Origin of the sequence: Microtetraspora fusca (assembly GCF_001570365.1) — a bacterium.
Lineage (GTDB): Bacteria > Actinomycetota > Actinomycetes > Streptosporangiales > Streptosporangiaceae > Microtetraspora > Microtetraspora fusca.
The window spans coordinates 1-20267 of sequence record NZ_BBYK01000074.1 but is presented as its reverse complement, the minus strand read 5'-3'; the positions used below and the strand labels follow the sequence as shown (position 1 = coordinate 20267).

General features: G+C 69.4%; 21 protein-coding genes. 11 read left to right on the top strand and 10 right to left on the bottom strand.

All coding sequences use genetic code 11. The annotated features are described in order from the left end of the window. Window positions 1–89 precede the first annotated feature (89 nt). Window positions 90–431 (bottom strand): cupin domain-containing protein, encoded by a 342-nt coding sequence (locus tag AWQ68_RS34860; RefSeq protein WP_084464737.1) that lies wholly within the window; start codon window positions 429–431, stop codon window positions 90–92. A gap of 29 nt (window positions 432–460) precedes the next feature. Here AWQ68_RS34860 and AWQ68_RS43095 point away from each other — a divergent pair, with 29 nt between their 5' ends. Further along, window positions 461–946, top strand: a complete 486-nt coding sequence (locus tag AWQ68_RS43095) for a hypothetical protein (protein WP_157546196.1) — start codon at window positions 461–463, stop codon at window positions 944–946. Window positions 947–1226: 280 nt separating this feature from the next. Here the strand turns inward: AWQ68_RS43095 and AWQ68_RS34850 are convergent, their stop codons facing one another. From AWQ68_RS34850 to AWQ68_RS34835, 4 genes are read right to left on the bottom strand one after another with little or no spacing between them, the layout of a single operon-like run. After that, window positions 1227–1865, bottom strand: a complete 639-nt coding sequence (locus AWQ68_RS34850; RefSeq protein ID WP_066949212.1) for an NAD(P)-dependent oxidoreductase — start codon at window positions 1863–1865, stop codon at window positions 1227–1229. Further along, entirely contained in the window at window positions 1862–2686 is an 825-nt protein-coding gene (locus tag AWQ68_RS34845) for an SGNH/GDSL hydrolase family protein (protein WP_066949210.1), read from the bottom strand. The genes AWQ68_RS34850 and AWQ68_RS34845 overlap by 4 nt, the downstream gene beginning before the upstream one ends. Beyond that, window positions 2683–3423, bottom strand: a complete 741-nt coding sequence (locus AWQ68_RS34840) for a hypothetical protein (RefSeq protein WP_174554183.1) — start codon at window positions 3421–3423, stop codon at window positions 2683–2685. The genes AWQ68_RS34845 and AWQ68_RS34840 overlap by 4 nt, the downstream gene beginning before the upstream one ends. Then, window positions 3420–4199, bottom strand: a complete 780-nt coding sequence (locus AWQ68_RS34835; protein ID WP_066949207.1) for an SDR family NAD(P)-dependent oxidoreductase — start codon at window positions 4197–4199, stop codon at window positions 3420–3422. Before AWQ68_RS34835 ends, AWQ68_RS34840 begins: the two co-directional genes overlap by 4 nt. Before the next feature lie 68 nt (window positions 4200–4267). Here AWQ68_RS34835 and AWQ68_RS34830 point away from each other — a divergent pair, with 68 nt between their 5' ends. Both AWQ68_RS34830 and AWQ68_RS34825 read left to right on the top strand, forming a co-directional pair. After that, window positions 4268–4774: a MarR family winged helix-turn-helix transcriptional regulator gene (locus AWQ68_RS34830; RefSeq protein WP_066949204.1), complete on the top strand. Its 507-nt coding sequence runs from the start codon at window positions 4268–4270 to the stop codon at window positions 4772–4774. Window positions 4775–4868: 94 nt separating this feature from the next. Continuing rightward, on the top strand, window positions 4869–5246 hold the full coding sequence (locus AWQ68_RS34825; protein WP_066949201.1) for a hypothetical protein: 378 nt from the start codon (window positions 4869–4871) through the stop codon (window positions 5244–5246). Here AWQ68_RS34825 and AWQ68_RS34820 read toward each other — a convergent pair. The 3 genes from AWQ68_RS34820 to AWQ68_RS34810 are packed head-to-tail and all read right to left on the bottom strand — an operon-like array spanning window position 5243 to window position 8874. Next, complete coding sequence (locus AWQ68_RS34820) at window positions 5243–6193, bottom strand: ROK family protein (protein ID WP_066949198.1); 951 nt, start codon at window positions 6191–6193, stop codon at window positions 5243–5245. The genes AWQ68_RS34825 and AWQ68_RS34820 overlap by 4 nt on opposite strands. 49 nt (window positions 6194–6242) lie before the next feature. After that, window positions 6243–7712, bottom strand: a complete 1470-nt coding sequence (locus tag AWQ68_RS34815) for a M81 family metallopeptidase (RefSeq protein ID WP_066949195.1) — start codon at window positions 7710–7712, stop codon at window positions 6243–6245. A 13-nt stretch (window positions 7713–7725) separates the two neighbouring features. Beyond that, the gene (locus AWQ68_RS34810) at window positions 7726–8874 is read right to left on the bottom strand and encodes an ROK family transcriptional regulator (protein ID WP_066949192.1); all 1149 of its coding nucleotides are present in this window, start codon (window positions 8872–8874) and stop codon (window positions 7726–7728) included. Between the two features lie 304 nt (window positions 8875–9178). Here AWQ68_RS34810 and AWQ68_RS34805 point away from each other — a divergent pair, with 304 nt between their 5' ends. The 5 genes from AWQ68_RS34805 to AWQ68_RS34785 all read left to right on the top strand — a co-directional run bounded on the left by AWQ68_RS34805 (window position 9179) and on the right by AWQ68_RS34785 (window position 16054). Then, window positions 9179–10984 (top strand): peptide ABC transporter substrate-binding protein, encoded by a 1806-nt coding sequence (locus tag AWQ68_RS34805; RefSeq protein ID WP_066949189.1) that lies wholly within the window; start codon window positions 9179–9181, stop codon window positions 10982–10984. A 69-nt stretch (window positions 10985–11053) separates the two neighbouring features. Further along, the gene (locus AWQ68_RS34800) at window positions 11054–12013 is read left to right on the top strand and encodes an ABC transporter permease (RefSeq protein ID WP_066949186.1); all 960 of its coding nucleotides are present in this window, start codon (window positions 11054–11056) and stop codon (window positions 12011–12013) included. After that, on the top strand, window positions 12010–12927 hold the full coding sequence (locus AWQ68_RS34795; RefSeq protein ID WP_066949183.1) for an ABC transporter permease: 918 nt from the start codon (window positions 12010–12012) through the stop codon (window positions 12925–12927). Before AWQ68_RS34800 ends, AWQ68_RS34795 begins: the two co-directional genes overlap by 4 nt. A gap of 14 nt (window positions 12928–12941) precedes the next feature. Continuing rightward, window positions 12942–15047 (top strand): ABC transporter ATP-binding protein, encoded by a 2106-nt coding sequence (locus tag AWQ68_RS34790; RefSeq protein WP_066949180.1) that lies wholly within the window; start codon window positions 12942–12944, stop codon window positions 15045–15047. A 110-nt stretch (window positions 15048–15157) separates the two neighbouring features. Next, entirely contained in the window at window positions 15158–16054 is an 897-nt protein-coding gene (locus AWQ68_RS34785; RefSeq protein WP_066949341.1) for a phosphorothioated DNA-binding restriction endonuclease, read from the top strand. A gap of 138 nt (window positions 16055–16192) precedes the next feature. Here the strand turns inward: AWQ68_RS34785 and AWQ68_RS34780 are convergent, their stop codons facing one another. Both AWQ68_RS34780 and AWQ68_RS34775 read right to left on the bottom strand, forming a co-directional pair. Further along, entirely contained in the window at window positions 16193–17206 is a 1014-nt protein-coding gene (locus tag AWQ68_RS34780; RefSeq protein ID WP_066949177.1) for a hypothetical protein, read from the bottom strand. A 251-nt stretch (window positions 17207–17457) separates the two neighbouring features. Then, the gene (locus AWQ68_RS34775; protein ID WP_066949174.1) at window positions 17458–18105 is read right to left on the bottom strand and encodes a TetR/AcrR family transcriptional regulator; all 648 of its coding nucleotides are present in this window, start codon (window positions 18103–18105) and stop codon (window positions 17458–17460) included. 177 nt (window positions 18106–18282) lie between these two features. Between AWQ68_RS34775 and AWQ68_RS34770 the strand changes: the two genes are divergently transcribed. The 3 genes from AWQ68_RS34770 to AWQ68_RS46305 all read left to right on the top strand — a co-directional run bounded on the left by AWQ68_RS34770 (window position 18283) and on the right by AWQ68_RS46305 (window position 20120). Then, on the top strand, window positions 18283–18630 hold the full coding sequence (locus AWQ68_RS34770) for a hypothetical protein (RefSeq protein WP_066949171.1): 348 nt from the start codon (window positions 18283–18285) through the stop codon (window positions 18628–18630). A 105-nt stretch (window positions 18631–18735) separates the two neighbouring features. Next, window positions 18736–19767 (top strand): medium chain dehydrogenase/reductase family protein, encoded by a 1032-nt coding sequence (locus AWQ68_RS34765; protein ID WP_066949168.1) that lies wholly within the window; start codon window positions 18736–18738, stop codon window positions 19765–19767. Beyond that, window positions 19728–20120 (top strand): serine hydrolase, encoded by a 393-nt coding sequence (locus AWQ68_RS46305; protein ID WP_157546217.1) that lies wholly within the window; start codon window positions 19728–19730, stop codon window positions 20118–20120. Before AWQ68_RS34765 ends, AWQ68_RS46305 begins: the two co-directional genes overlap by 40 nt. The last annotated feature ends 147 nt before the right edge of the window (window positions 20121–20267 follow it).

The following is a 20267-nucleotide window of genomic DNA, read 5'->3' as shown; positions in this document are numbered from 1 at the left end:
GACTCTATCGCTCTCGCCACATATGCACCTGTGAGCTCTCCGGCGGAATGCGGCAGGGACGACGAGGGCGTCACCGTGCTGAGGCGGGGTCAGCCCCGGGAGTCCGCGCGCGAGCCGTAGGCCGGCCCGAACACGACCAGCAGCGCCAGATCCTCGGTGACGTCCACGAAGCGGTGTTCCTCGCCTGCCGGCACGAAGATCACAGCGCCGGGGCCGACCTCCGCCTCACCGCTCGGCGTTACGATCCGGGCCCGGCCTGCGGTCACCACGTAGATCTCGTCCTCGGTGTGCGGGCTTTGGGTGTCGATCCCGCCCGCCGGGATGCAATACGTTCCAACGGACAGGTCTGGCACCTTGAGGTGCTCAATCCAGTCATTGGCAGCCCCGACAGCCGGCCGCGCCCACTCACCTGCACCCTTGATGATCTGCACAACCGCGACCTTACCGGGCAGCAGAGTCCATGCTGAGCATCCCGTACATTCACCGACATCCTCTCCGCCCGGGCATCGCGGCGGATCGCTTGAGCGAGTCGCCTGTCCAGAGACTGGCGGTCCTGACGTACGCCTTATACGGCACCTCAGGCGCCGAGTTCGCCGAGGGCTGCGCGGGAACGGGCGATCTGCTCGCGGGTGCGGGCGGACCAGACCGGTTGGTTGAGCCGGCTGAGCATGGCATAGCAGGCAGTGAAGTGATCAAGGGCGGCGCGTTCGTCACCGCGCCACCGGCAGATCTCCCCCAGGGCATACGCGGTCATGGCCTCCCCTCGGGCGTCGCCGGCGCGGGCGCACATCTCCCTGCACTCGGCGAGCATGCGCGCGGCGCGGTCGAAGCGGCCCAGCGCGCCCTTCTCGGCCCGGTAGCCCTCGCCATCTACCTGACAGCCAGGGAGTACGCCCTCTGGGCCCGCGTACGGAAATTGCTCGTGCGCCGGACGCGCCTCGACTGACGATTCCGGTGAACGGTGCACGGCGGCCGTGACCGGCGCATACGGCTGTCGACATGGCGGTGCTCTTGCGCCGGTACGGCGGGCCGACCCAAGCCGGCTCGCTTGTACGAGGTGCAGGTCAGCGGGGCGTTGCGGTACGGCATTGAGGGCTTCCGGTCGGTGCTGCGGTTTGGTCCCCACACACCGAGCCGTGAAAGCCCTCAGCGGCCGCCCCGGCTGTCACCGACGTCCGTGGTCAGTACACCTGGACGACAGGCCCTCCGTCGTACGGCCGGACGGTTCACGACGAGACTTCGACCGTCTTCTGCCAGGTGCCGCGATCCTCGATGTGGCTCAGCATGTAGTGGGCGAGATCCGCGCGCGAGATCCTCCTCGGGTTCGCCAGGTGCCGGCCTACCGCGGCCCGGTAGCGCCCGGTGAGTGGCCCGTCGGTGAGCATCGGCGGGCGGATGATCGTCCAGTCGACGTCAGACGCCGCCACGGCACGCTCCATGGCGGCCATGTCGGTGTAGCCATGGCGGTAGAGACGTTGGATGAGGAACCTGGTGACGAGCCTCTGGGGCAACGGAGTCCCGGGAGGGATCTCGAGGCCCGCCGAGGACAGGCACACAAGGCGTCGTACCCCTGCCTGGCTCATGGCGTCGACGATGTTGGTCGTTCCCTGCGAGTAGACGGTGGTGGGGTGCTTCCGATCCCTGCTGCCCAGGCAGGACAGGACGGCCTCGTGACCACCGACCGCGGCTTGCCAGGTCCGGGGCTCCAGTACGTCTCCGCCGATGAGGGTCAGCCGGCCGTGGCCCGCCGCCGGGATCCTGTCCGGATCGCGGGCGACGGCGGTGACGTCATGACCGGCCTCGAGCGCCTGGGTCAGGAGTTGGGCGCCGCTGCCGCCGGTGGGGCCGAAGATGAGGAGCTTCACGACTTGTCCGTAAGAGCGTCGACCACGGCGGCGGTCAGGGCCCGCTGGCCGGCGAGGGAAAGGTGGATCCCGTCGTCGAGGAGGAACTCCTCCCCCGTCTGCCGGGCGAGGACGGGGTGGCTGTCGACCGTGAGGTCCGGTTGCGCGTTCAGGATCCGCCTGATGGCGTCGACATCACGATTGGCCCAGGTGAGCCCGGCTCGCTGGAACGGCTGATAGGCCGCGACGCGCGCCTCGTCCACCGGGGACGGAGTGATCCACACCCATCGCGCCGCGGTGCGCCTCGCGGCGAGATCGCGGAGGGCCCGGAGGTTGCGTTCGGTCTCGGCGACGCTGACCAGGGTCGGTCCGTCGACCGAGCCGAGGCGCTGGGCATCGTTGCCGCCGAGCATGCACAGCACCCAGTCCGGGCGGTGGAAGGACAACCCGGGCAGCAAGGTGAGAGCTTGGGTGCTCGTATGTCCGGAGACGGCCATGTTCGTCAGGGTGATGCCGTCGGCGGGGCGCCGGAGGTCGATGACGTGGCGCAGGATTTCGAACCATGACAGCAGGTCGTCGGTGGTGCTCTCACCGACGGCCACGACGCGCTGATCGGGCGCGAACGGCAACCGGTCCACCTTCTCGGCGAACTCGGGATCGTCGAGCAGGTCCGTCGCGGCGCGACGTGCCTGCTCCTCGTGCTCCTGGCGCACGCGTCGGTAGGAGCCTGCGTCCAGTCCGTACAGCGCGGCGAGGCGGTCGTCGTCGAGCCCTCCGAGATATCCCAGGGCCTTCTCAGGGTGCTGGAACCGGATGAGTCGTTCGGTCATCGCGGCGTTCATGCGGCTCCTTCTTCAGCCATCGACGCTGTCGTTCGGTCCCGGCGGACGCCGGCTCGGTTGGTTCTGGTGCGGGGCAGCAGGAAGCCGGTGGCGATGAGCCAGGCCAGGGCGGTGAACCGGGCCACGGGCAGCAGGATCGCCGTGTCGGGGACCAGCAGTGCCAGGTGGGACAGTTCGGCGACGACGGCGATGGCCAGGCCGGCGAACGCCATCGCTCGCGGCAGCAGACCGGCCAGCAGCCCCGGTACGGCGATGCCCGCCACGAGCAGCCCCAGGAAGACGACGTGTCCGGCGCCGCCGGCGGCGAAGGCGAGATCCTGCAGGGCTCGAACCACGGCGGGCTCGGTGAGCACCTCCGGGCGTGAGAGCACCCAGCTGAACATCGCGGACAGGGCCAGCATGGCGGCGGCCAGCAGGCCACCGGCCAGGGCGATGGTGGCGCCGGGTGCCCGGATGCCGAGGTTGCGCAGGCGGGCCGAGGCGGTGGCGGCGTAGATCGCCAGCGGAACCGCGGCGGCGAACTGCAGGAACGCGCTCACGTGCACGGCGTCCTGGTGGCCCTGGAAGTACGCCAGGATCCCGGCCGCGGAGCCGAAGGGCGACGGGAAGGTGGCGCCGCCCGCCATCGCCGTACTGACGACGATCCCGCCGAGGAACAGCGCCGTGAACACCACGGCGAGGATCCCCAGCGGCGGCCCGCCGTCGGCCTGCCGCCGAGTGCGCTCGACGGTCGTCACACGATCACCCGCCCACCGGTCAGGTCGAGCGTGACCCCCGTGACCCAGGACGAGGCGTTCGAGGCGAGGTACAGCACAGCCTGGGCGATGTCGCCGGGCTCGCCGATACGGCCGAGCGGATATGCCGAGGCCAGCTCCTCGAGTTGCTCCGCGGACATGAACCGCTGCATGCGTTCGTTGAGCACGGCGGACGGGGCCAGGCAGTTGACCCGGACACCGTGCCGGCCGACCTCGTTCGCCAGGTGCTTGGTGAACATCACCACGCCTGCTTTCGCCGCGGCGTAGGCGGCGTTCGCGCCACCCGGCTGGCGGCCTGCCGTGGACGCCATGGTGATGACGCTCCCGCCACCCCGCTCGATCATGGCGGGCAGGAACGCGGCCACCGTGACGAACACCGACGTCAGGTCGGACTCGACGATCGCACGCCACCGGTCGGATCCGAGCTGAGCGGTCGGCACGGGGGCGCCCTGGCCTCCGGCGAACGCCGCGAGGATCTCCACCGGTCCCAGCGCGCGCTCGATCGTGTCACGCATTTCTCGCACCGCGGTCTCATCGGTGACGTCACCGGGTGCCGCCACCGCCGTACCGCCGTCAGCCGTGATCTTCTCGACGACCGCGTCGATCGCCGCCCGGTCACGGCCGTTCACCGCGACCCTGACTCCGTTCGCCGCCAGGGCATGGCAGGTCGCGGCCCCGATTCCCCGTGAGCCGCCGGTCACCAGCGCCACCTTGCCGGCCAGGTCGGGGTGCGCCGGGCCGCTCATATCGCTGATCATCTCCACTCCGTTCTGTCTAGTGAACTATTCATAGCACAGAACTATTCTCTGCCACTACCATCGCTTGCATGTCCACGGAACAGCAGACCGGCCACGACGGCGGACCGGAACCGCGCTCCCGGCCGAGGGGAGCAGCGTTCCTGCTCTCTCAGGTGGGTGCTCAGGCCGCGACACGGTTCGCCGAGCGAATCAGCGGTCTGGGAGTGCTCCCCTCCGATGTCGGACTCCTGCGCATGATCGCCGGCCGTCCGGGACGCAGCCAGCAGTCCCTGGCCGAGGAGCTGGGAGTCGTGCCGAGCCGGGTCGTCTCACTTGTCGACGGCCTGGAGCGCAAAGGGCTGGTCGAACGACAGCGGAACCCGCAGGACCGGCGCAACTACGCGCTGCACCTGACCGCGGAAGGCACGCTTGTGATGAGCAAGATGCGTGAGCTGGCCACCGCGCACGAGGACGAGATCTGCGCCGCGCTCGACGACGACCAGCGGGCGCAGCTCACCGCCCTGCTCGAAGCCATCGCCGCCCAGCAAGGGCTCACTTCCGGCGTCCATCCCGGATACCGGAAAGCACCGTGGTGACCACACTGGAGCAGCAGGCCGGTCCACCTCTCAGGACCGATGCCACTGCCACGACGGCGACCCCGACGCGCTCGCCGGCCGGCTCGCCTGGCCCGTGGACGGGGTCCTGTTCGATGTCGAGCACAACGCCTACTGGCACGAGGAGTGGGGCGATCGCCCCGCCGCGATGACGGAAGCGATCGACCTGGCCCGGCGGCGGTTGGCCGAAGCACCGACGATGGTCCCGGTCTTCGGCCACCGTTACCTGCCCGCGGGGCGCGGCACGTTCGGCCATCCGGTGTTGTCGATGCACCAGACCGACATCGTTTTCTACGGCCTCGACCTGGCCGACTACATCCGCCGGGAGTTCACGTGGTTCGGCATCCGGGCCCAAGAGCCGAAGTCCACGGTGGCGTTTTGGAGTGATTTCGTGGGAACCACGCCCTCCGAGCGGATGTGCTCCGACAACGGCGGCAGGGCGAGCCGGCCCTAATGCTCGCTCCCGGCCACCTGACCCGCCTGGTTCTGCGCGCCCCAGCCCTCCGGTACGGCCAGGCCCGCCGCACGCCGGGCCAGGATGGCGGCGCCCACCTGCGCCGCCCGGGCCCCGAAGGCGGAAGGAAGCACCGCCGGCGCCGTCCGCCAGGCGAGGGCCGACTGCAATGTGTCGCGCACCGGGTCGAACAACTGCGCGCCGGCCTCGGCCAGTCCACCGCCGAGAACGATGCACGCCGGGTCGAGGGTGAGGGTGAGGGTGGCCAAGGCGGTCCCCAACGCGTGGGTCGCGGTGTCCCACACCGAGCGGGCGAGCGGGTCGGTGCACGTGGCCTCGGCGATGGCCCGGCTGTCCAGCCCAGGCGTTCCCCCGAGCCGGATGTAGCGCCGGGCCAGCCCGCTGGCGGAGGCGTACACCTCCAGGCACCCGCGCTGCCCGCACGCGCACGGCTCGCCGCCGGGATGGACCGGCATGTGGCCGACCTCCCCCGCCGACCACTCCGCGCCCGCCACCGGCTCACCGTTCAGCATCACAGTGGCGGCGATGCCCGTTCCCAACGGCAACATCAGGAAGTTGTCCAGGCCGCGGGCCGCCCCGGCGACCGCCTCGGCGACGCCCGCGGCGCGGACGTCATGGCCGACCGCGACCGGCAGCCCGAAGTCGTCGCGGATGAGCGTCCGCAGCGGCACATCGCGGAACCTGATGTTCGACGCGTACCGCACCACCCCGGCAGCCTCGTCGACGATCCCCGGCGCGACCACCCCGATACCCGCAGGGATGGCGCCGAGAGCCAGCGCGTCGTCGTACAGCAGCCGGCATAGCTCCCGCAACGTCTCGACCGGGTTCGTATCGGAGTCCGCAGGCGACGGTACGACCACGGAGTGCCGGATCCGGCCCTCCTCGCCGACCACCGCCCCTTTCATCGTCGTGCCTCCGACATCCATGGCGAGCACGCAGGGACCTGCGGACGACACATCCGTATATGTCACGCGATCACCGGGTCACCACAGTGAGGTCCGCGGCGAAGTCACGGTCCAGAGGGAACACCGGTCGCACCAGACGCCGGTACGGCAGACGCCCGAGGTCTTGATCGACGCCGCCCGGCGTCAGCGCGAGCAGCCAGTCTCCCGCCGCGTCGAACAACTCGGGTTCGAGATAGCCGATCTTCACGACGACGAGATCCATGTCGCCGACCGCGATGCCGAGACGGGCGTAGGAGGCCAGCTCGGCGTACTGCATGCGACGGGACGTGACGAACACGCTGAGCCCGCCCACTCGCACGCTCGCGCACCGCCCACCGGCGGGGTCCTCGGCGACCGCCTCCAGGACGCCGTCGAGCTGGAGCGGGCCCGGGTCCCGCTGGTCGATCCGGCCGCCGACGCGTACCCGAACCGGTGAGCCGAGCGGCTGGTCGGCGACCTGCGCCACGGCCTCCGGATCGACCAGCGAGGCGTACACCGCCCGGAGGGAGCCGTCGCGGATCCGCGGGCGGGCCAGCATCCGCTCAAGGGCGAAGGTGACGTCGTCGGCGCCGCCGGCGCCCGGGTTGTCTCCGGAGTCGCTGATGAAGAACGGGCGGCGGGAGGGGTCTGCCGCCGTGGCGAGCGCGACGTCGAGGCACTCGTCCATCGAGCCGGTCGGGGCGACGAACGCGAACTCCTCGCGCACCGACCAGAAGTGCTCACCGAGCTGCCCGGCCGCCTTCTCCACGGCGGCGGCGTCGGTGCCCGTCACGACCACCGCTCCGCGGCAGCGGGGCTGGTCGGCCCAGGCGAAACCGATCCAGACCGCTGCGTCGATCACCCCTTCCCGGGCTTCGATCTCGGGGATGCCGGCGTACAGCCCCCGGGCCGGTTCGGTCCGGGTGCTGGTCATCTCGCCGGGCAGGAGGATCGGCACGTGTACGAGCGCCTTGTGCGGGCGCTGTCCGCGGCGCAGCGCGTCCACGAGGTTGCGCGCCGCGCGCTCGCGGGTCTCCCACACGTCGACATGGGGCGCGGTGCGGTAGCAGGTGAGCAGGTCGCAGCCCTCGAACAGGACGTGTGAGACGTTGCCGTGCAGGTCCATGGCGGCGGAGATGTACGGCTCCGGCCCGATCAGCGTCCGGATGGCGGTGACGAGGTCACCCTCGGCGTCCTCCCGCCCGACGACGCTCATCGCGCCGTGAATGTCGAGCAGGACGCCGTCCACCGGGCCTGCCTCGGCCAGCCTGTCCAGGATCTCCGCCGACCAGGCGTCGTAGGCGGCGGGGTCGACCACGCCGCCCGGGAGCGCTCGTGCGTGCACGAGGGGCACCCACTCGACGTCTCCGGCCCAGGGCCGGGCGGGCGAGAGCCAGTCATAGCGCGCCAGCAACGCGTCACCGCGGGTGACGTGGAAGTCGTCGGCGGTGCTCAGGTGGGGCGAGAAGGTACTGGACTCGATGTGTATGCCACCGATGGCGATGCGGAGGGAACGGGGCACTGACGGGGCCTCCTCAGGAAAGCCGGACATCGGCCACCGCGCGCGCCAGATGCCCGAGGCCGACAAGGGCCGCATCCGGGCCCGCGACGCTGGCCTCGATGGACAGAGACTGGGTCATGGACGGCAGGCAGCACTCGTAGAGCACTCCTCGGGCCGCCGCCATGTAGACGTCGAGACTGGAGAGCGCTCCACCGATGACGACCGCGTCGGGGTTGAGGAAGTTGACCAGGCCGGACAGTGCCACCCCGAGCAGCCCGCCGGCGCGGCGCACCATCGTCACCACAGCGGGGTCGGCGTCCACGGCGGCGGCGATGACGTCACGGGTCGTGGCCACCGACAGGCCCTGCTCCTTCAGCTGCTGGACCAGGGCGGCGCCGCTCGCGACGGTTTCCAGGCAGCCGCGCCTGCCGCACGAGCAGTGGCGCTCACCGCTGTCCACCACCCGCCCGTGGGTGAGGTCGCCGCTGAGACCGCGGCTGCCGCGGTAGACCTGACCGCCGCTGACCAGGCACCCGCCGATGCCGGTGCCGGCCTTCACGTAGATCATGTCACCGGTGTCCCGGCCGCGGGTGATGTGCTCACCGATCGCGGCGGCCTTGGCGTCGTTCTCGACGACCACGGGCACGTCGAAGCGTTCCTTGAGGTCGGCCTGCGCGTCGACGCCGCTCCAGCCGGGCATCCGGGCGGGGCCGACCAGCCGGCCGCTCGGGAACCGGACCGGGCCCGGGAGGGCCACGCCGACCCCGAGCAACGCCTGACCAGGGGCTTCCGCCGCGCGGATCCGCGTGAACGCCTGGGCGATCACGTCGAAGACCTCCTTGGGTCCGGCGGCGATGTCGATGGCGACCTCTTCGGCCGCGAGCAGTCGTCCGTCGAGCGAGGACAGGCCGATGCGGGCATGCCGGCCGCCCAGCTCGGAGACGCCGAAGACACCGTCGGTCTCACGCAGCCGCAGGATCCGCGGCCGTCGTCCCCCTGTGGAGCGGCCCACGCCCTCCTCCAGGATGACGCCCTCGTCCAGCAAGCGCCGGACCAGCCCGGAGACCGTCGAGGGGGCGACCCGCAACGCCTCGACGAGGTCGGCGCGGGAGGTGGCCTCCCCACTGGCCAGCAGGTTGAGGGTCTGCTCGCGCAAGCTGGCGGAGATCGACGGGTCCGACATGCCTCTCCTTCTCGTGGCTGGTCTTCCGGCGCTGCCCACCGCAGGGCCGCCGCGGTCCCCAATCATGGACCAGGCGTACGGCATCGAAAGATCTTCAGCCACTTCCATCGTGCCCGAAATAAATGGGCGAAACAAGTCCACTTATTTTCGTTGACTACCTACATCGTGCGTAATACATTCTGCGAACCATCGCTCGAAGATGACCAGGCGACGGGACACCGCTCCCCGGCCCCCAACGCTTGAGACAGCCGAGCGAGGCATCCCCCGGCGTGCCCGGTCACGTGCACATCAAGCGAGGAGACCCATGAGGAGTAGATTCCACCGGCGCGCACTCCGCGGCACCGCGGTCACCGCCGGCGCGATCGTCATCGGGCTGGGCCTGGCCGCCTGCGGCGGCGCCGGTTCACCGAAGGGCGCTCAAAGTGGGAGTCAGGGCAAGGACTCGGTGACCGTCGCCCTTCGCACGCCCAACTGGATCCTGCCGATCTCGGCGCCAGGATTCACCCAGGGTGAGAACGCCATTTTCAGCGGGGCGCAGTACCGCCACCTGTACGAGTACCAGCTGGACGGCTCGGCGAAGTACAACATCGACCCCGGGCGCTCGATGGCCGACCCGCCCGAGGTGAGCAACGGCGGCAAGACCCTGACGATCACCCTGAAGGACAACACGTGGTCGGACGGTAAGCCGATCACCACCCGCGATGTGCGGTTCTGGTACGACCTCGTCAGCGCGAACAAGGACAAGTGGGCGTCCTACCGGGCCGGCGGCTTCCCCGACAACATCGCCGAGTTCACCGTCAAGGACGAGAAGACCTTCTCGCTGACGACGACGAAGGTCTACAACACCGCGTGGTTCGTGGGGAACCAGCTCAACCGCATCGTGCCGCTCCCGCAGCACGCGTGGGACAAGGACTCCGCGACGGCGAGCGTGAGCGACCTCTCCGGCACCTCGGCCGGCGCCGGCAAGGTCTTCGACTTCCTCACCGCGGCGTCGAAGGATCCCAAGACCTACGCGACCAACGAGCTGTGGAAGGTCAACAGCGGCGCGTGGAAGCTGGAGAAGTACGTACCGAACGGCGAGGTCGTCTTCACCGCGCAGAAGAGCTACTCCGGCGGCGACAAGCCGAAGGTGTCCACGGTGGTGTTGCGGCCCTTCACCAGTGACGACTCCCAGTTCAACGTGCTGCGCGCCGGTGAGATCGACTACGGGTACGTCCCCCCGGGCAACCTGTCGCAGCAGCAGTACCTCGAGTCCAAGGGCTACACGATCTCGCCCTGGTACGGGTGGTCCATCACCTATCTGCAGCTGAACTACAACAACCCCACGTCCGGGCCGCTGTTCAAGCAGCTGTACCTGCGCCAGGCGATGCAGATGCTCATCGACCAGCCGACGATCAGCAAGGTCATCTGGTCCGGCACGGCCGCGCCGACGTGTGGTCCCGTGCCGCCCAAGCCGGGGACCGGTGAGGCCGGCGACGGGTGTGTCTACGCGTTCGACCCCGCCAAGGCCAAGGAACTGCTGGAAAGCCACGGGTGGAAGGTGGTCCCGGACGGGGAGACCACCTGCCAGAAGCCAGGCACCGGTGCGGACCAGTGTGGGGAGGGCATCGCCGCCGGTGCTCCGCTGCGCCTGACGGTCACCAGCCAGACCGGCTTCGCCGCGACGACGAAGATGTTCGCCGAGATCAAGTCGCAGATGGCCAAGGTCGGCATCCAGCTCACCATCAAGGAGGTGCCCGACTCGGTCGCGGTGACTCCGGCGTGCAAGCCGTCGGAGGCGAGCTGCACGTGGGACATGTCCTTCTTCGGCTCCCAGGGCAGCTGGTACTACCCGGCCTTCGCCAGCGGTGAGCGGCTCTTCGCCACCGGCGCGCCGGTCAACCTCGGCAGCTACAGCAACCCCGAGGCCGACAAGCTCATCGAGGCGACGCAGTTCTCCGGCGACGAGAGCACGCTCAAGGCCTACAACGACTTCCTGGCCAAGGACCTGCCGGTGCTGTGGATGCCGAACCCCGTCTACCAGATCTCGGCGTACAGGTCGGATCTGCAGGGGGTCGTGCAGGACCCGCTGAACAACATGTTCTTCCAGGACTGGTCCTGGAAGAGCTGAGACACCGACCGTCGGGCTCCGGTGGCACCCTGACGACGCCACCGGAGCCCCTCGAAAAGGAGGGGCCACGTGGCCCGGTATCTCATCGTCCGCCTGGGCCAAGCCCTCGTCATCGTGGTGCTCGTCACGATCATCACGTTCGTCATCCTGCACCTGCTGCCGGGGGGCGCGGCCCGGGCCACGCTGGGCAAGGAGGCGACGCTTGAGCAGCTGGCGGCCTTCGACCACGAGATGGGCTACGACCGACCCTGGATCCAGCAGTACGTGATGTACGTGCAGCGCCTGCTGCACGGCGACCTCGGCTACTCGTTCCAGCTGAACCAGTCCGTCACCGAAGCCATCGGCCAGCGGCTGCCCAAGACCATGGTGCTGTCGCTGCTGTCGACACTGCTGGCCATCGTCGTGGCCATCCCGCTCGGAGTCGTCCAGGCCACGCGTCGCAACCGGTGGCCCGACTACACCATCACCTCCTTGTCGCTGCTGGCCTACGCCACGCCGATCTTCTTCCTTGGCCTGATGATGATCATCCTTTTCTCGCAGGTCTGGCCGATCCTGCCGCCGGAGGCACCGCAGGGGTTCACCCTTGGGGAGGTGCTCGCCGACCCGGCCGGCCTCGTCCTCCCCACCGTCACGCTCGCCGTCGTGACCGTCGCCGTCTACTCGCGGTACGTACGCTCGTCCATGGTCGACAACCTCAACGAGAACTACGTGCGCACCGCGCGCAGCAAGGGGCTGTCGGAGCGACGTGTCGTCGTCCAGCACACCCTGCGCAACGGCCTGTTCCCCGTCATCACGCTGCTCGGGATGTACCTGCCCGCGCTGTTCAGCGGCGCTCTGGTCGTGGAGTCGTTGTTCAACTTCCCCGGCATGGGCCAGCTGTTCTGGCAGGCCGCCCTCAAGCGTGACTTCCCGATCCTGCTCGGGGTCACCCTGATCATTTCGGTCGCGACCGTGCTCGGCGCACTGTTGGCCGACGTGCTCTACGCCGCCGCCGACCCCAGGGTCCGCCTCCGAAGGAGCGCGTCGTGACCACACCGGCTGAGACAACCGGCATGTCCGAAGGAACGTCGCCGCAGCCGGACGAGACGCCCGTCCGGGGCCTGTGGCGCCAAGGGGTGGAGGTCTTCTGCGAGAACCGGCTGGCCTTGGTGGGCCTGGCCATGTTCGTACTCCTCGCCGCGGCCTGCTTCCTCGGACCGCTCTTCTACCAGACCGACCAGGTGCACACCGATCTCTCCGCCGTGCATCTTCCCCCCGGTACGGACGGACACCCGCTGGGCACCGACGGGGTCGGCTACGACCAGCTGGGTCGTCTCATGCTCGGCGGGCAGACCTCCATCATCGTCGGGCTCGCGGCGGGAATCCTCGCCACCGTCGTGGGAACGGTGTGGGGCGCCATCGCCGGTTTCGCCGGCGGGTGGGTGGACGCCGCGATGATGCGGCTCGTCGACGCGATGATGTCGATCCCGTCGCTGTTCCTTTTCATGCTCCTGGCCGCCATCGTCACACCGAGCGTGTCGATGCTCATCCTCATCATCGGAGCCTTCGCCTGGCTCGGGCCGGCCCGGCTCGTACGAGGTGAGGCACTGTCGCTGCGCTCCCGCGAGTACATCCAGGCCATGCGTTCGATGGGCGGGGCCGGTGGACGTGCGGTGCGACGGCACATCATCCCCAACGCCATCGGGACCGTGATCGTCAACGCGACCTTCCAGATCGCCGACGCGATCCTCTACGTCGCCTACCTGTCGTTCCTCGGCCTCGGCGTTCCCCCACCGGCGGCCAACTGGGGCGGGATGCTCTCCGACGGTCTCGCCGACACATTCAGCGGCCACTGGTGGCTGCTCTACCCACCCGGAATCGCCATCATCCTCATCGTCCTCGCCTTCAACTTCATCGGCGACGGGCTGAGGGACGCCTTCGAGGTCCGCCTCCGGCGACGCTAGCAGGAGCAGGATTAATGAGCGCACCAATCGACACGGCCCCGTACGACGGGGCGCCCGGTGACAGCGGAGAGAGCCGGCCGCTGCTGCAGCTGCGTCACCTCAGCACCAACATCGCGCTGCGTCGCGGCACCGTACACGCCCTCGACGACGTCAACCTGGAGGTCCGGCCGGGAGAGACCCTCGGCATCGTGGGCGAGTCCGGCAGCGGCAAGACGATGACCGCGCTGTCGGTCATGGGCCTGCTGCCCTCCGGCGGCAGCGTGGTCGGCGGGCAGATCCTCTTCGAGGGGCGCGACCTGCGGTCCCTGCCGCCGGACGAGGTGCGCCGGATCCGCGGCGTCCGCATGGGCATGGTGTTCCAGGACCCGCTCACCTCGCTCAACCCGACGATGCGCATCGGGACCCAGGTCGCCGAGCCGCTGCGCGTACACGAGGGCGTCGGCAAGGCGGAGGCCCGCGCGCGAGCCATCGAGATCCTGCGCCGGGTCGGGATGCCGCGCGCAGACAAGATCGTCGACGACTATCCCCATCAGCTTTCCGGCGGGATGCGCCAACGCGTCGTCATCGCCATGGCGCTCATCTGCTCCCCGCGCCTCCTCATCGCCGACGAGCCCACGACGGCGCTCGACGTCACCACGCAGCGTCAGATCCTCGAGCTCATCGACGACCTGCGTGAAGAGTTCGGGATGGCCGTCATCCTCGTCACCCACGATCTGGGGGTGATCGCCGGCCGCGCCGACCGTGTCGCGGTCATGTATGCCGGCCGCGTGGTGGAGACCGCCCCGACCGCGCGGCTCTTCCGCGCACCCCGGCACCGCTACACCGAGGCGCTCATGGAGTCGCTTCCCGAGTCGGTGACCGGCGAGACCGGTGCGGGCAAGCGCCTGTACAGCATCCCCGGCCTGCCGCCGGACCTGTCCCGGCCCCTGAACGGGTGCCGTTTCGCCCCGCGCTGCCGATTCGCGACACCGGAGTGCCGTACCACCGAGGTGACCCTGTCAACCGGCGAGCACCGGTACGCGTGCCTGCACCCGGTCACCGCGACGACCACTGCCACGGCCGTCCGGACCGTCCCGGCGCCCCCGTCCACGGAGGCGCCCGAGGCGGCCACGGAGGCGATCCTGTCGGTCCGTGATCTGGTCAAGGACTACGGCGCCACGACCGGTGGGCTGCTGCGACGGGCGTCCGGGCAGGTGAGCGCCGTCGCGGGGGTCTCGTTCGAGGTCCACCCGGGCGAGACCTTCGGGCTGGTAGGCGAATCCGGGTGCGGCAAGTCCACCGTGGGGCGCCTGGTGGTCGGCCTGGAGAAGCCGACCGCCGGGCAGATCGTCCTCGACGGGACCGACATCGCCACGCTGAACCGCCGCGAACGCCGGCGGACGCATCGGCAGGTCCAGCTGATGTTCCAGGACAGCTACGCGGCCATGAACCCGCGAATGCGGGTCGACGCCATCCTCGCCGAACCGCTGGAGATCCAGCAGGTGGGTGACACGTCCGCGCGCCGGGCCCGCATCACGGAGCTGCTCGACCAGGTGGGCCTGTCGCGACGAGTCCTGGAGCGCTATCCCCACGAATTCTCCGGCGGCCAGTTGCAACGGCTCGGGCTGGCCCGGGCGCTGGCCCTGCAGCCCCGGCTGATCGTCGGCGACGAACCGGTGAGCGCGCTCGACGTTTCGATCCAGGCGCAGGTGCTCAACCTCATGCGCGATCTGCAGCGCGAACTCGGCCTGGCGTACGTGTTCATCAGCCATGACCTGTCCGTCGTGGACTACATGTCGGACCGGATCGGCGTCATGTACCTCGGCAAGCTCGTCGAGGTCGGCCCGGCCCACGACGTGGTCAGGGCCGCCCGGCACCCCTACACCCAAGCGCTCATCGACGCCGTTCCCTCCGTCGACCCCGAACCCGCCGCGCCGCGCGAGAACATCACCATCCGGGGTGAACTGCCCAGCGCGCTGAACCCGCCCACCGGGTGCCGGTTCCGGACGCGGTGTCCCATCGCCGAGCAGATCTGCGAGACGGAGCCGCCGCTGGCGGGCGACCGGCATCAGGTCGCCTGTCACTTTCCGCTGCGTCCCGAGCCGAGGACGGCGGGCGCGCCGACAGGGGGGATCGGATGAGCCGGCCTCCCAGATCGACCATGGTGGGATCCGCGACTCCGAGCGGGCGTGCTCCGACAAGGCGGTAAGGCCCTGGTCGGCAGGATGAAGATCACCATATGGTGATGGCCATGGACTGGGTCGAGCGGGTCGCCGACATCCGGCGCTGGACGCGGGGCGGCGAACGCGCCCCGCACAAGCCCCTCCTGCTGCTCTACGCACTCGGCCGCTTCCAACGCCACGGCGGCGGCCCGATCCCGTTCAGCACAGCGGAAGCGGATCTCAAGCGCCTGCTCAAGGAGTTCGGACCGCCACGGGACACCAGCCCCGGTTACCCGTTCCACCACCTGACCAGCGACGACATCTGGCTCGTCGACACCGTTCACGGCCCGGGCAGTCCCGGGCCGGAACTCGGCCGGCTGCGGGCCGCCCAAGCCTCCGGCCGGCTCCATCCCGACCTCCTGCGAGCGCTGTCCGAAGACTCCCTTCTGGTCGTACGCCTCGCCCGCCATCTGCTCGACGCCAACTTCGAACCATCTCTCCACGCCGACATCTGCCAACTCACCGGCCTCGACCTGGAAACGCACGGCGCAGCCGACCCGGTGAACGTCCGGGCGCGTTCGACGGTCCGGCGGGACCCCGCCTTCCGCGAGAACGTGCTCATGGCCTACGAGTACTGCTGCGCGTTCTGTGAGTACGACGGATGGTTGGACGGCACCGCCGTCGGCCTCGACGCCGCCCACGTCCGCTGGTGGGCGTTCGAGGGACCCGACGACGTCGCCAACGGCCTGTGTCTGTGTGCGATCCACCACAAACTCTTCGACAAGGGCGTCCTCGGTCTTACCTCCGACCGGACGATCACTGTCTCCGCGAGGTTCGTCGGCCGAACGTCGGCGGCCAAGGATGTGGTCCTCTCCCTGGCCGAACGCCCCGCCCGCGCCCCACAACCGGGGCTCGCCCCCGTCGACGCCGCACACATCGAATGGCATCGCCGCCAAGTCTTCCGCGCCCCCGCCCGAAGCGGATAACAGTTCTTCACCAGCTCGAACGGCGCATCCCGTACAACCATGGCACGTCGCCCTGACCATCAGGACGCCCCGGTCATCCCCCGCCGCTTCGCCGATGGGGCAGAGATAGGAGTCGCGAGCCCGTTCCGGTGGTGTGGGTCATCTGACGATCTGGAGCAGGGCCTGGTTTCGCGTCTGCGCCGGCTCGGCGAGCCGCTGCAGTTCCCTGCCGGCGGAGTCGAGCACGACCAGGGTGTTGTGCGTGCGACCGAGGACGCGGACCACCAGGCGGCCGTCGGCGAGGTAGAACGCGCCCATCTTGGTCCCCTTGACTGGGATGGGCACCTTCTTGCCGGTGATGGTGTCGACGATCGTCGGCGTGAACCCCACCGGCCAACCCCCGTCTCCCCCCGGATCCTCCGGCGACAGGGTGTGCACCACGACCTTCCTGCCGTCCGGCGACAGGCTCTGCACGTGGTTGGCCAGCTTGATGCCCTTGGCCCGGACCGAGGTCCCGGTCCGCATGTCGAAAACGTAGACGCCTGCGGTCGTCCCGGTATATCCGGCGAGGTGGCGCCCGTCGGCGGACCAGGCGAGGTGGCAGACGCCGAACGTCTTACCGGCCTTGCGCGCGCCCGTGCCGTCCGCGTTGACCACCATCAGCGGCGACCTGTCGGCATTGCTCTTGGGGAAGTAGGCGACCTGGGCGGAGTCGGGGGACCAGACCGGCGTGAGGCAGGGCCCCCCTGCAGCGGCGCCCTTGGCCACGATCTTCGACGTGCCCCCGTCCCCGACGTGGAGTTTGCCGTCCAGCGTGATCCAGGCGAGCCTCGTACCGTCGGGCGAGGCGGCGAACTGGTACATCTCCGGCGCACTGCCGATCTTGATAAATCCCTTGCCGGGCTCGTACCGGCTGATCGGATTTCCCTTGCCCTCCCTGAAGTAGACGGCGACCCCCTCGATCGGCTTCGGCGCCGCGCTCGTGATCCCGGTGGCCGCGGCGGCCGCACCGGCTCCGTCCGCAGTGGCGGTGCGGGCGAGAACGGCATCGGGTGTGAGCAGCACGGGGGTCAGCAACGCAGGAACGAGGGCGAGTCCGGAAAGGACGCGCAGCTTCAACACTGGGGTGGCGGCGATCGCGTCGGCGGTCGGAGGGAGTGCGGTGCGCTTCATCGAGATCTCCTGAAATAGCGGGCACGTCCCGGTCTGGCACTTGCCTGTGTCACCCGGGCTTGTGCACGCAGTGAAGGGCCACCCGCTTGCAAGCCACTTGATCACCGCCTGTCGGCCGCGCCGCAATGCGATCGGCTGCTCGTGTCACGCCGCCCGCCTCAGGTAGCCGACGGTGGCCAATTCAGGGATTCGACCGGCCTCGCGGCCCGGACGTTTGCCGGCCCGTCCCCTGCTCGGTTGGCCGGCGGTGCTCAGTGCGCCAGCAGGTCGTCCAGTTCGGCCGCGAAGAGCAGGGCGGGGTCGAATCCCATTCCGGTGAAGTGGCCGGCGAGTTCCAGGGACAGGACACCGTGCAGCCGGGTCCAGAACCTCAGGGCCCCGTGCAGGACCGCGGGCGGGGCGGGGTGGCCGTCCGCCCAGTCGCGGTGGTCCGCCAGGTGTGCGTCGAACGGCGTCACGGGACTGTCCGAGGGCAGCGCCATGCAGGCGTCGAGCAGCATCGCCATGGTCTCGGACGAGATGAGCGTGATCTCGTCGGGCGCGTGGTAGCCGGGGACGGGGGTGCCGTAGATGAGGAGGTACCGCTGGGGGTCCTCCAGCGCCCAGGCACGCAGGGTGTGCGCCAGCACGGCCAGGTCGGCACCTGCGGCGGAGGCCGAGCGGAGAGTGTCGGCGAGGCTTCGGTAGGCGTCCCTGATGAGCTCGGTGATCAGTGCGTCGCGGCCGTCGTAGTAGCGGTAGAGCGCGGGCCCGCTCATGCCCATCTGCTTGGCGATCGCATTGAGGGAGAGCGCGGACGCCCCCGTCGTGGCGATCTGCTCCCACGCGTGCTCCTTGATCTCCGCGCGCACCTGGGTCCGGTAGCGCTCGCGAGGGGTCTTCGTGTCCGTCTCCGCCATGACCCGCCACCTTGTGAAGCTACATTGTGAAGATTTAGTTAGAGGGTATCACGATCCCTATTGACACTCTCTTCTTGGTTTAGTTATAACCTCTAACGTAAGCATGAGGCTCTCGCTGATCGCGGATGCACGGCACTGATTCACAGCCATGCACTCCACAGACGAAGGGACACCGCGATGACGACCACGTCCACGTCACTTCCTTGCACCGGCCGGCACACTCCACTGGCGGTGACCGTCTCCTCCTGGGCGGTCCCCGTCCTGGTGCTCGGCCAGTTCGCCCTGCTGGCGATCGTTCCGGTCGCGATCGCGCTGGTCGGCGCGCTCCGTCACACCCGCGACCGGACAATCCGCTGGGCGGCCGCGCTTCTCGCCGTCACGTACGCGATCCCACTCGCCATATGGCTGACGCGACCCGACGGTGCGCCGAGCCTGTCCAAGGACATTCACCCCGCTTTCGTCGGGTTGATCGGCGCCGCGTCCGCCGCACTCATCGTGGCCATCCTTCGAGCCCGCCGACGCTGACGGAGCGCGCCGCCACACCCCTTGCACAGAACGCGCACCTCCCCATGGCAACGAGTTAGAGGCCCTAATGAACATGAAGACAAGTAACCAACGCCGGAGGTCGACATGAACGCCGAAGGACTCGTCGAGGTCGTCCTGCCGGGCAAGGTCGAGCCGGAAGGGCTGCAGATCCGGCGCGGGAGGGTCCCCGCCGCGGGCCCGGGCCAGGTCCTCATCCGAATGGAGGCGACGGGCGTCTCCTTCGCCGAGCAGCAGATGCGCCGCGGCCGCTACTACGACCAGCCGGCGTTCCCGTTCGTGCCCGGCTACGACCTCGTCGGCACGGTGCTGGCCACCGGCGAGGGCGTCGAGCCGGGCCTGGCCGGCACCCGGGTCGCCGCGCTGGTCAAGGTCGGCGGCTGGGCCAGCCACGTGCTCGTCGACGCAGCGGACGTGGTTCCGGTCCCCGACGGGATCGGCGCGGCGGAGGCGGAGACCCTCGTCGTGAACGGCATCACCGCCTGGCAGATGCTGCACCGCAAGGCACGCGTCCGCAGCGGGCAGACCATCCTGGTGCACGGCGCCAACGGCGGCGTCGGCTCGGTCCTGGTCCAACTCGCCCAGGCCGCGGGAGTGAAGGTCATCGGCACGGCCTCCGCCCGCCACCACGACACCCTGCGGGACCAGGGCGTCACCCCCGTCGACTACCGCACCGAGCACGTCGCCGCACGGGTCCGCGAACTCGCCCCCGGCGGGGTGGATGCCGTCTTCGACCATGTCGGCGGCCACGGCATCGTCGACTCCTGGCGCCTCCTGGCCCCCGGCGGCACGCTCGTCTCCTACGGCAGCGCCTCCACCCGCGACGACGAGGGGTCCAAGCAGTGGCCCGTCCTCAAACTGCTCGGCCGGGTCTGGCTGTGGCACGCCCTACCGAACCGGCGCCGCGCCTACTTCTTCAACATCTGGGCCGGACGAGCCCTGGCCAAAAACCGGTTCCGGGCCCGGCTACGCACCGACCTCACCCAGGTCTTCGCCGCCCTCCAGCGCGGTGACATCACCGTCCGGATCGCCGCCCGACTGCCCCTCACCCGCATCGCCGACGCCCTGCGGCTGGCGGAATCCGGCACCGTCGCCGGAAAGGTCGTGCTGACCCCATAGCCCACGCGGCACCCACAGCAGCACCACCAAGGTGGCCGGACACCGCGCCTGCTGGGCCAAGGCCTGACCTCCACCGCGGTCTCGGAGGATCTCCGGCAAGGCCAGGACACGGGTCGCGGACGCGGCGCGATCGCCATCGCAAAGAGGGCAGAAAGCGTCCACAATCCCTCCTAGCCTGGTGCAGGTATTCCAACACCGACTACATCCTCCTTGGCCTGATTGTTGAGAAGCTGACCCGGCAATCCCTGGCCGATGTCTTTCATCAGCGCGTTTTCGCCCCCTTCACCTTGATTCGACCTACATGCCCGGAAACGAGGTGCATATCGAGGGTCGTCACGTTCGCGGCTACATGAGACTCGACCGAGACTTGGGCTACATCGACACCACCGAGTTCACGCCCTCGGAGTCCTGGTCTGCCGGAGCCATCGTCTCCACCCCCTTAGATCTCGCCATCTTTCTCGATGCTTTGCTCGGCGGCCGCCTCCTTGAGCCGCAGTGGC

What these genes read in the sequence shown, in the direction of transcription:
- AWQ68_RS43095 (WP_157546196.1), top strand. Translation starts at nt 461, where the DNA reads ATGCTGAGCATCCCGTACATTCACCGACATCCTCTCCGCCCGGGCATC.
- AWQ68_RS34845 (WP_066949210.1), bottom strand. Translation starts at nt 2,686, where the DNA reads ATGAACGCCGCGATGACCGAACGACTCATCCGGTTCCAGCACCCTGAG.
- AWQ68_RS34835 (WP_066949207.1), bottom strand. Translation starts at nt 4,199, where the DNA reads ATGATCAGCGATATGAGCGGCCCGGCGCACCCCGACCTGGCCGGCAAG.
- AWQ68_RS34830 (WP_066949204.1), top strand. Translation starts at nt 4,268, where the DNA reads ATGTCCACGGAACAGCAGACCGGCCACGACGGCGGACCGGAACCGCGC.
- AWQ68_RS34820 (WP_066949198.1), bottom strand. Translation starts at nt 6,193, where the DNA reads ATGGATGTCGGAGGCACGACGATGAAAGGGGCGGTGGTCGGCGAGGAG.
- AWQ68_RS34810 (WP_066949192.1), bottom strand. Translation starts at nt 8,874, where the DNA reads ATGTCGGACCCGTCGATCTCCGCCAGCTTGCGCGAGCAGACCCTCAAC.
- AWQ68_RS34805 (WP_066949189.1), top strand. Translation starts at nt 9,179, where the DNA reads ATGAGGAGTAGATTCCACCGGCGCGCACTCCGCGGCACCGCGGTCACC.
- AWQ68_RS34790 (WP_066949180.1), top strand. Translation starts at nt 12,942, where the DNA reads ATGAGCGCACCAATCGACACGGCCCCGTACGACGGGGCGCCCGGTGAC.
- AWQ68_RS34785 (WP_066949341.1), top strand. Translation starts at nt 15,158, where the DNA reads ATGGACTGGGTCGAGCGGGTCGCCGACATCCGGCGCTGGACGCGGGGC.
- AWQ68_RS34780 (WP_066949177.1), bottom strand. Translation starts at nt 17,206, where the DNA reads ATGAAGCGCACCGCACTCCCTCCGACCGCCGACGCGATCGCCGCCACC.
- AWQ68_RS34775 (WP_066949174.1), bottom strand. Translation starts at nt 18,105, where the DNA reads ATGGCGGAGACGGACACGAAGACCCCTCGCGAGCGCTACCGGACCCAG.
- AWQ68_RS34770 (WP_066949171.1), top strand. Translation starts at nt 18,283, where the DNA reads ATGACGACCACGTCCACGTCACTTCCTTGCACCGGCCGGCACACTCCA.
- AWQ68_RS34765 (WP_066949168.1), top strand. Translation starts at nt 18,736, where the DNA reads ATGAACGCCGAAGGACTCGTCGAGGTCGTCCTGCCGGGCAAGGTCGAG.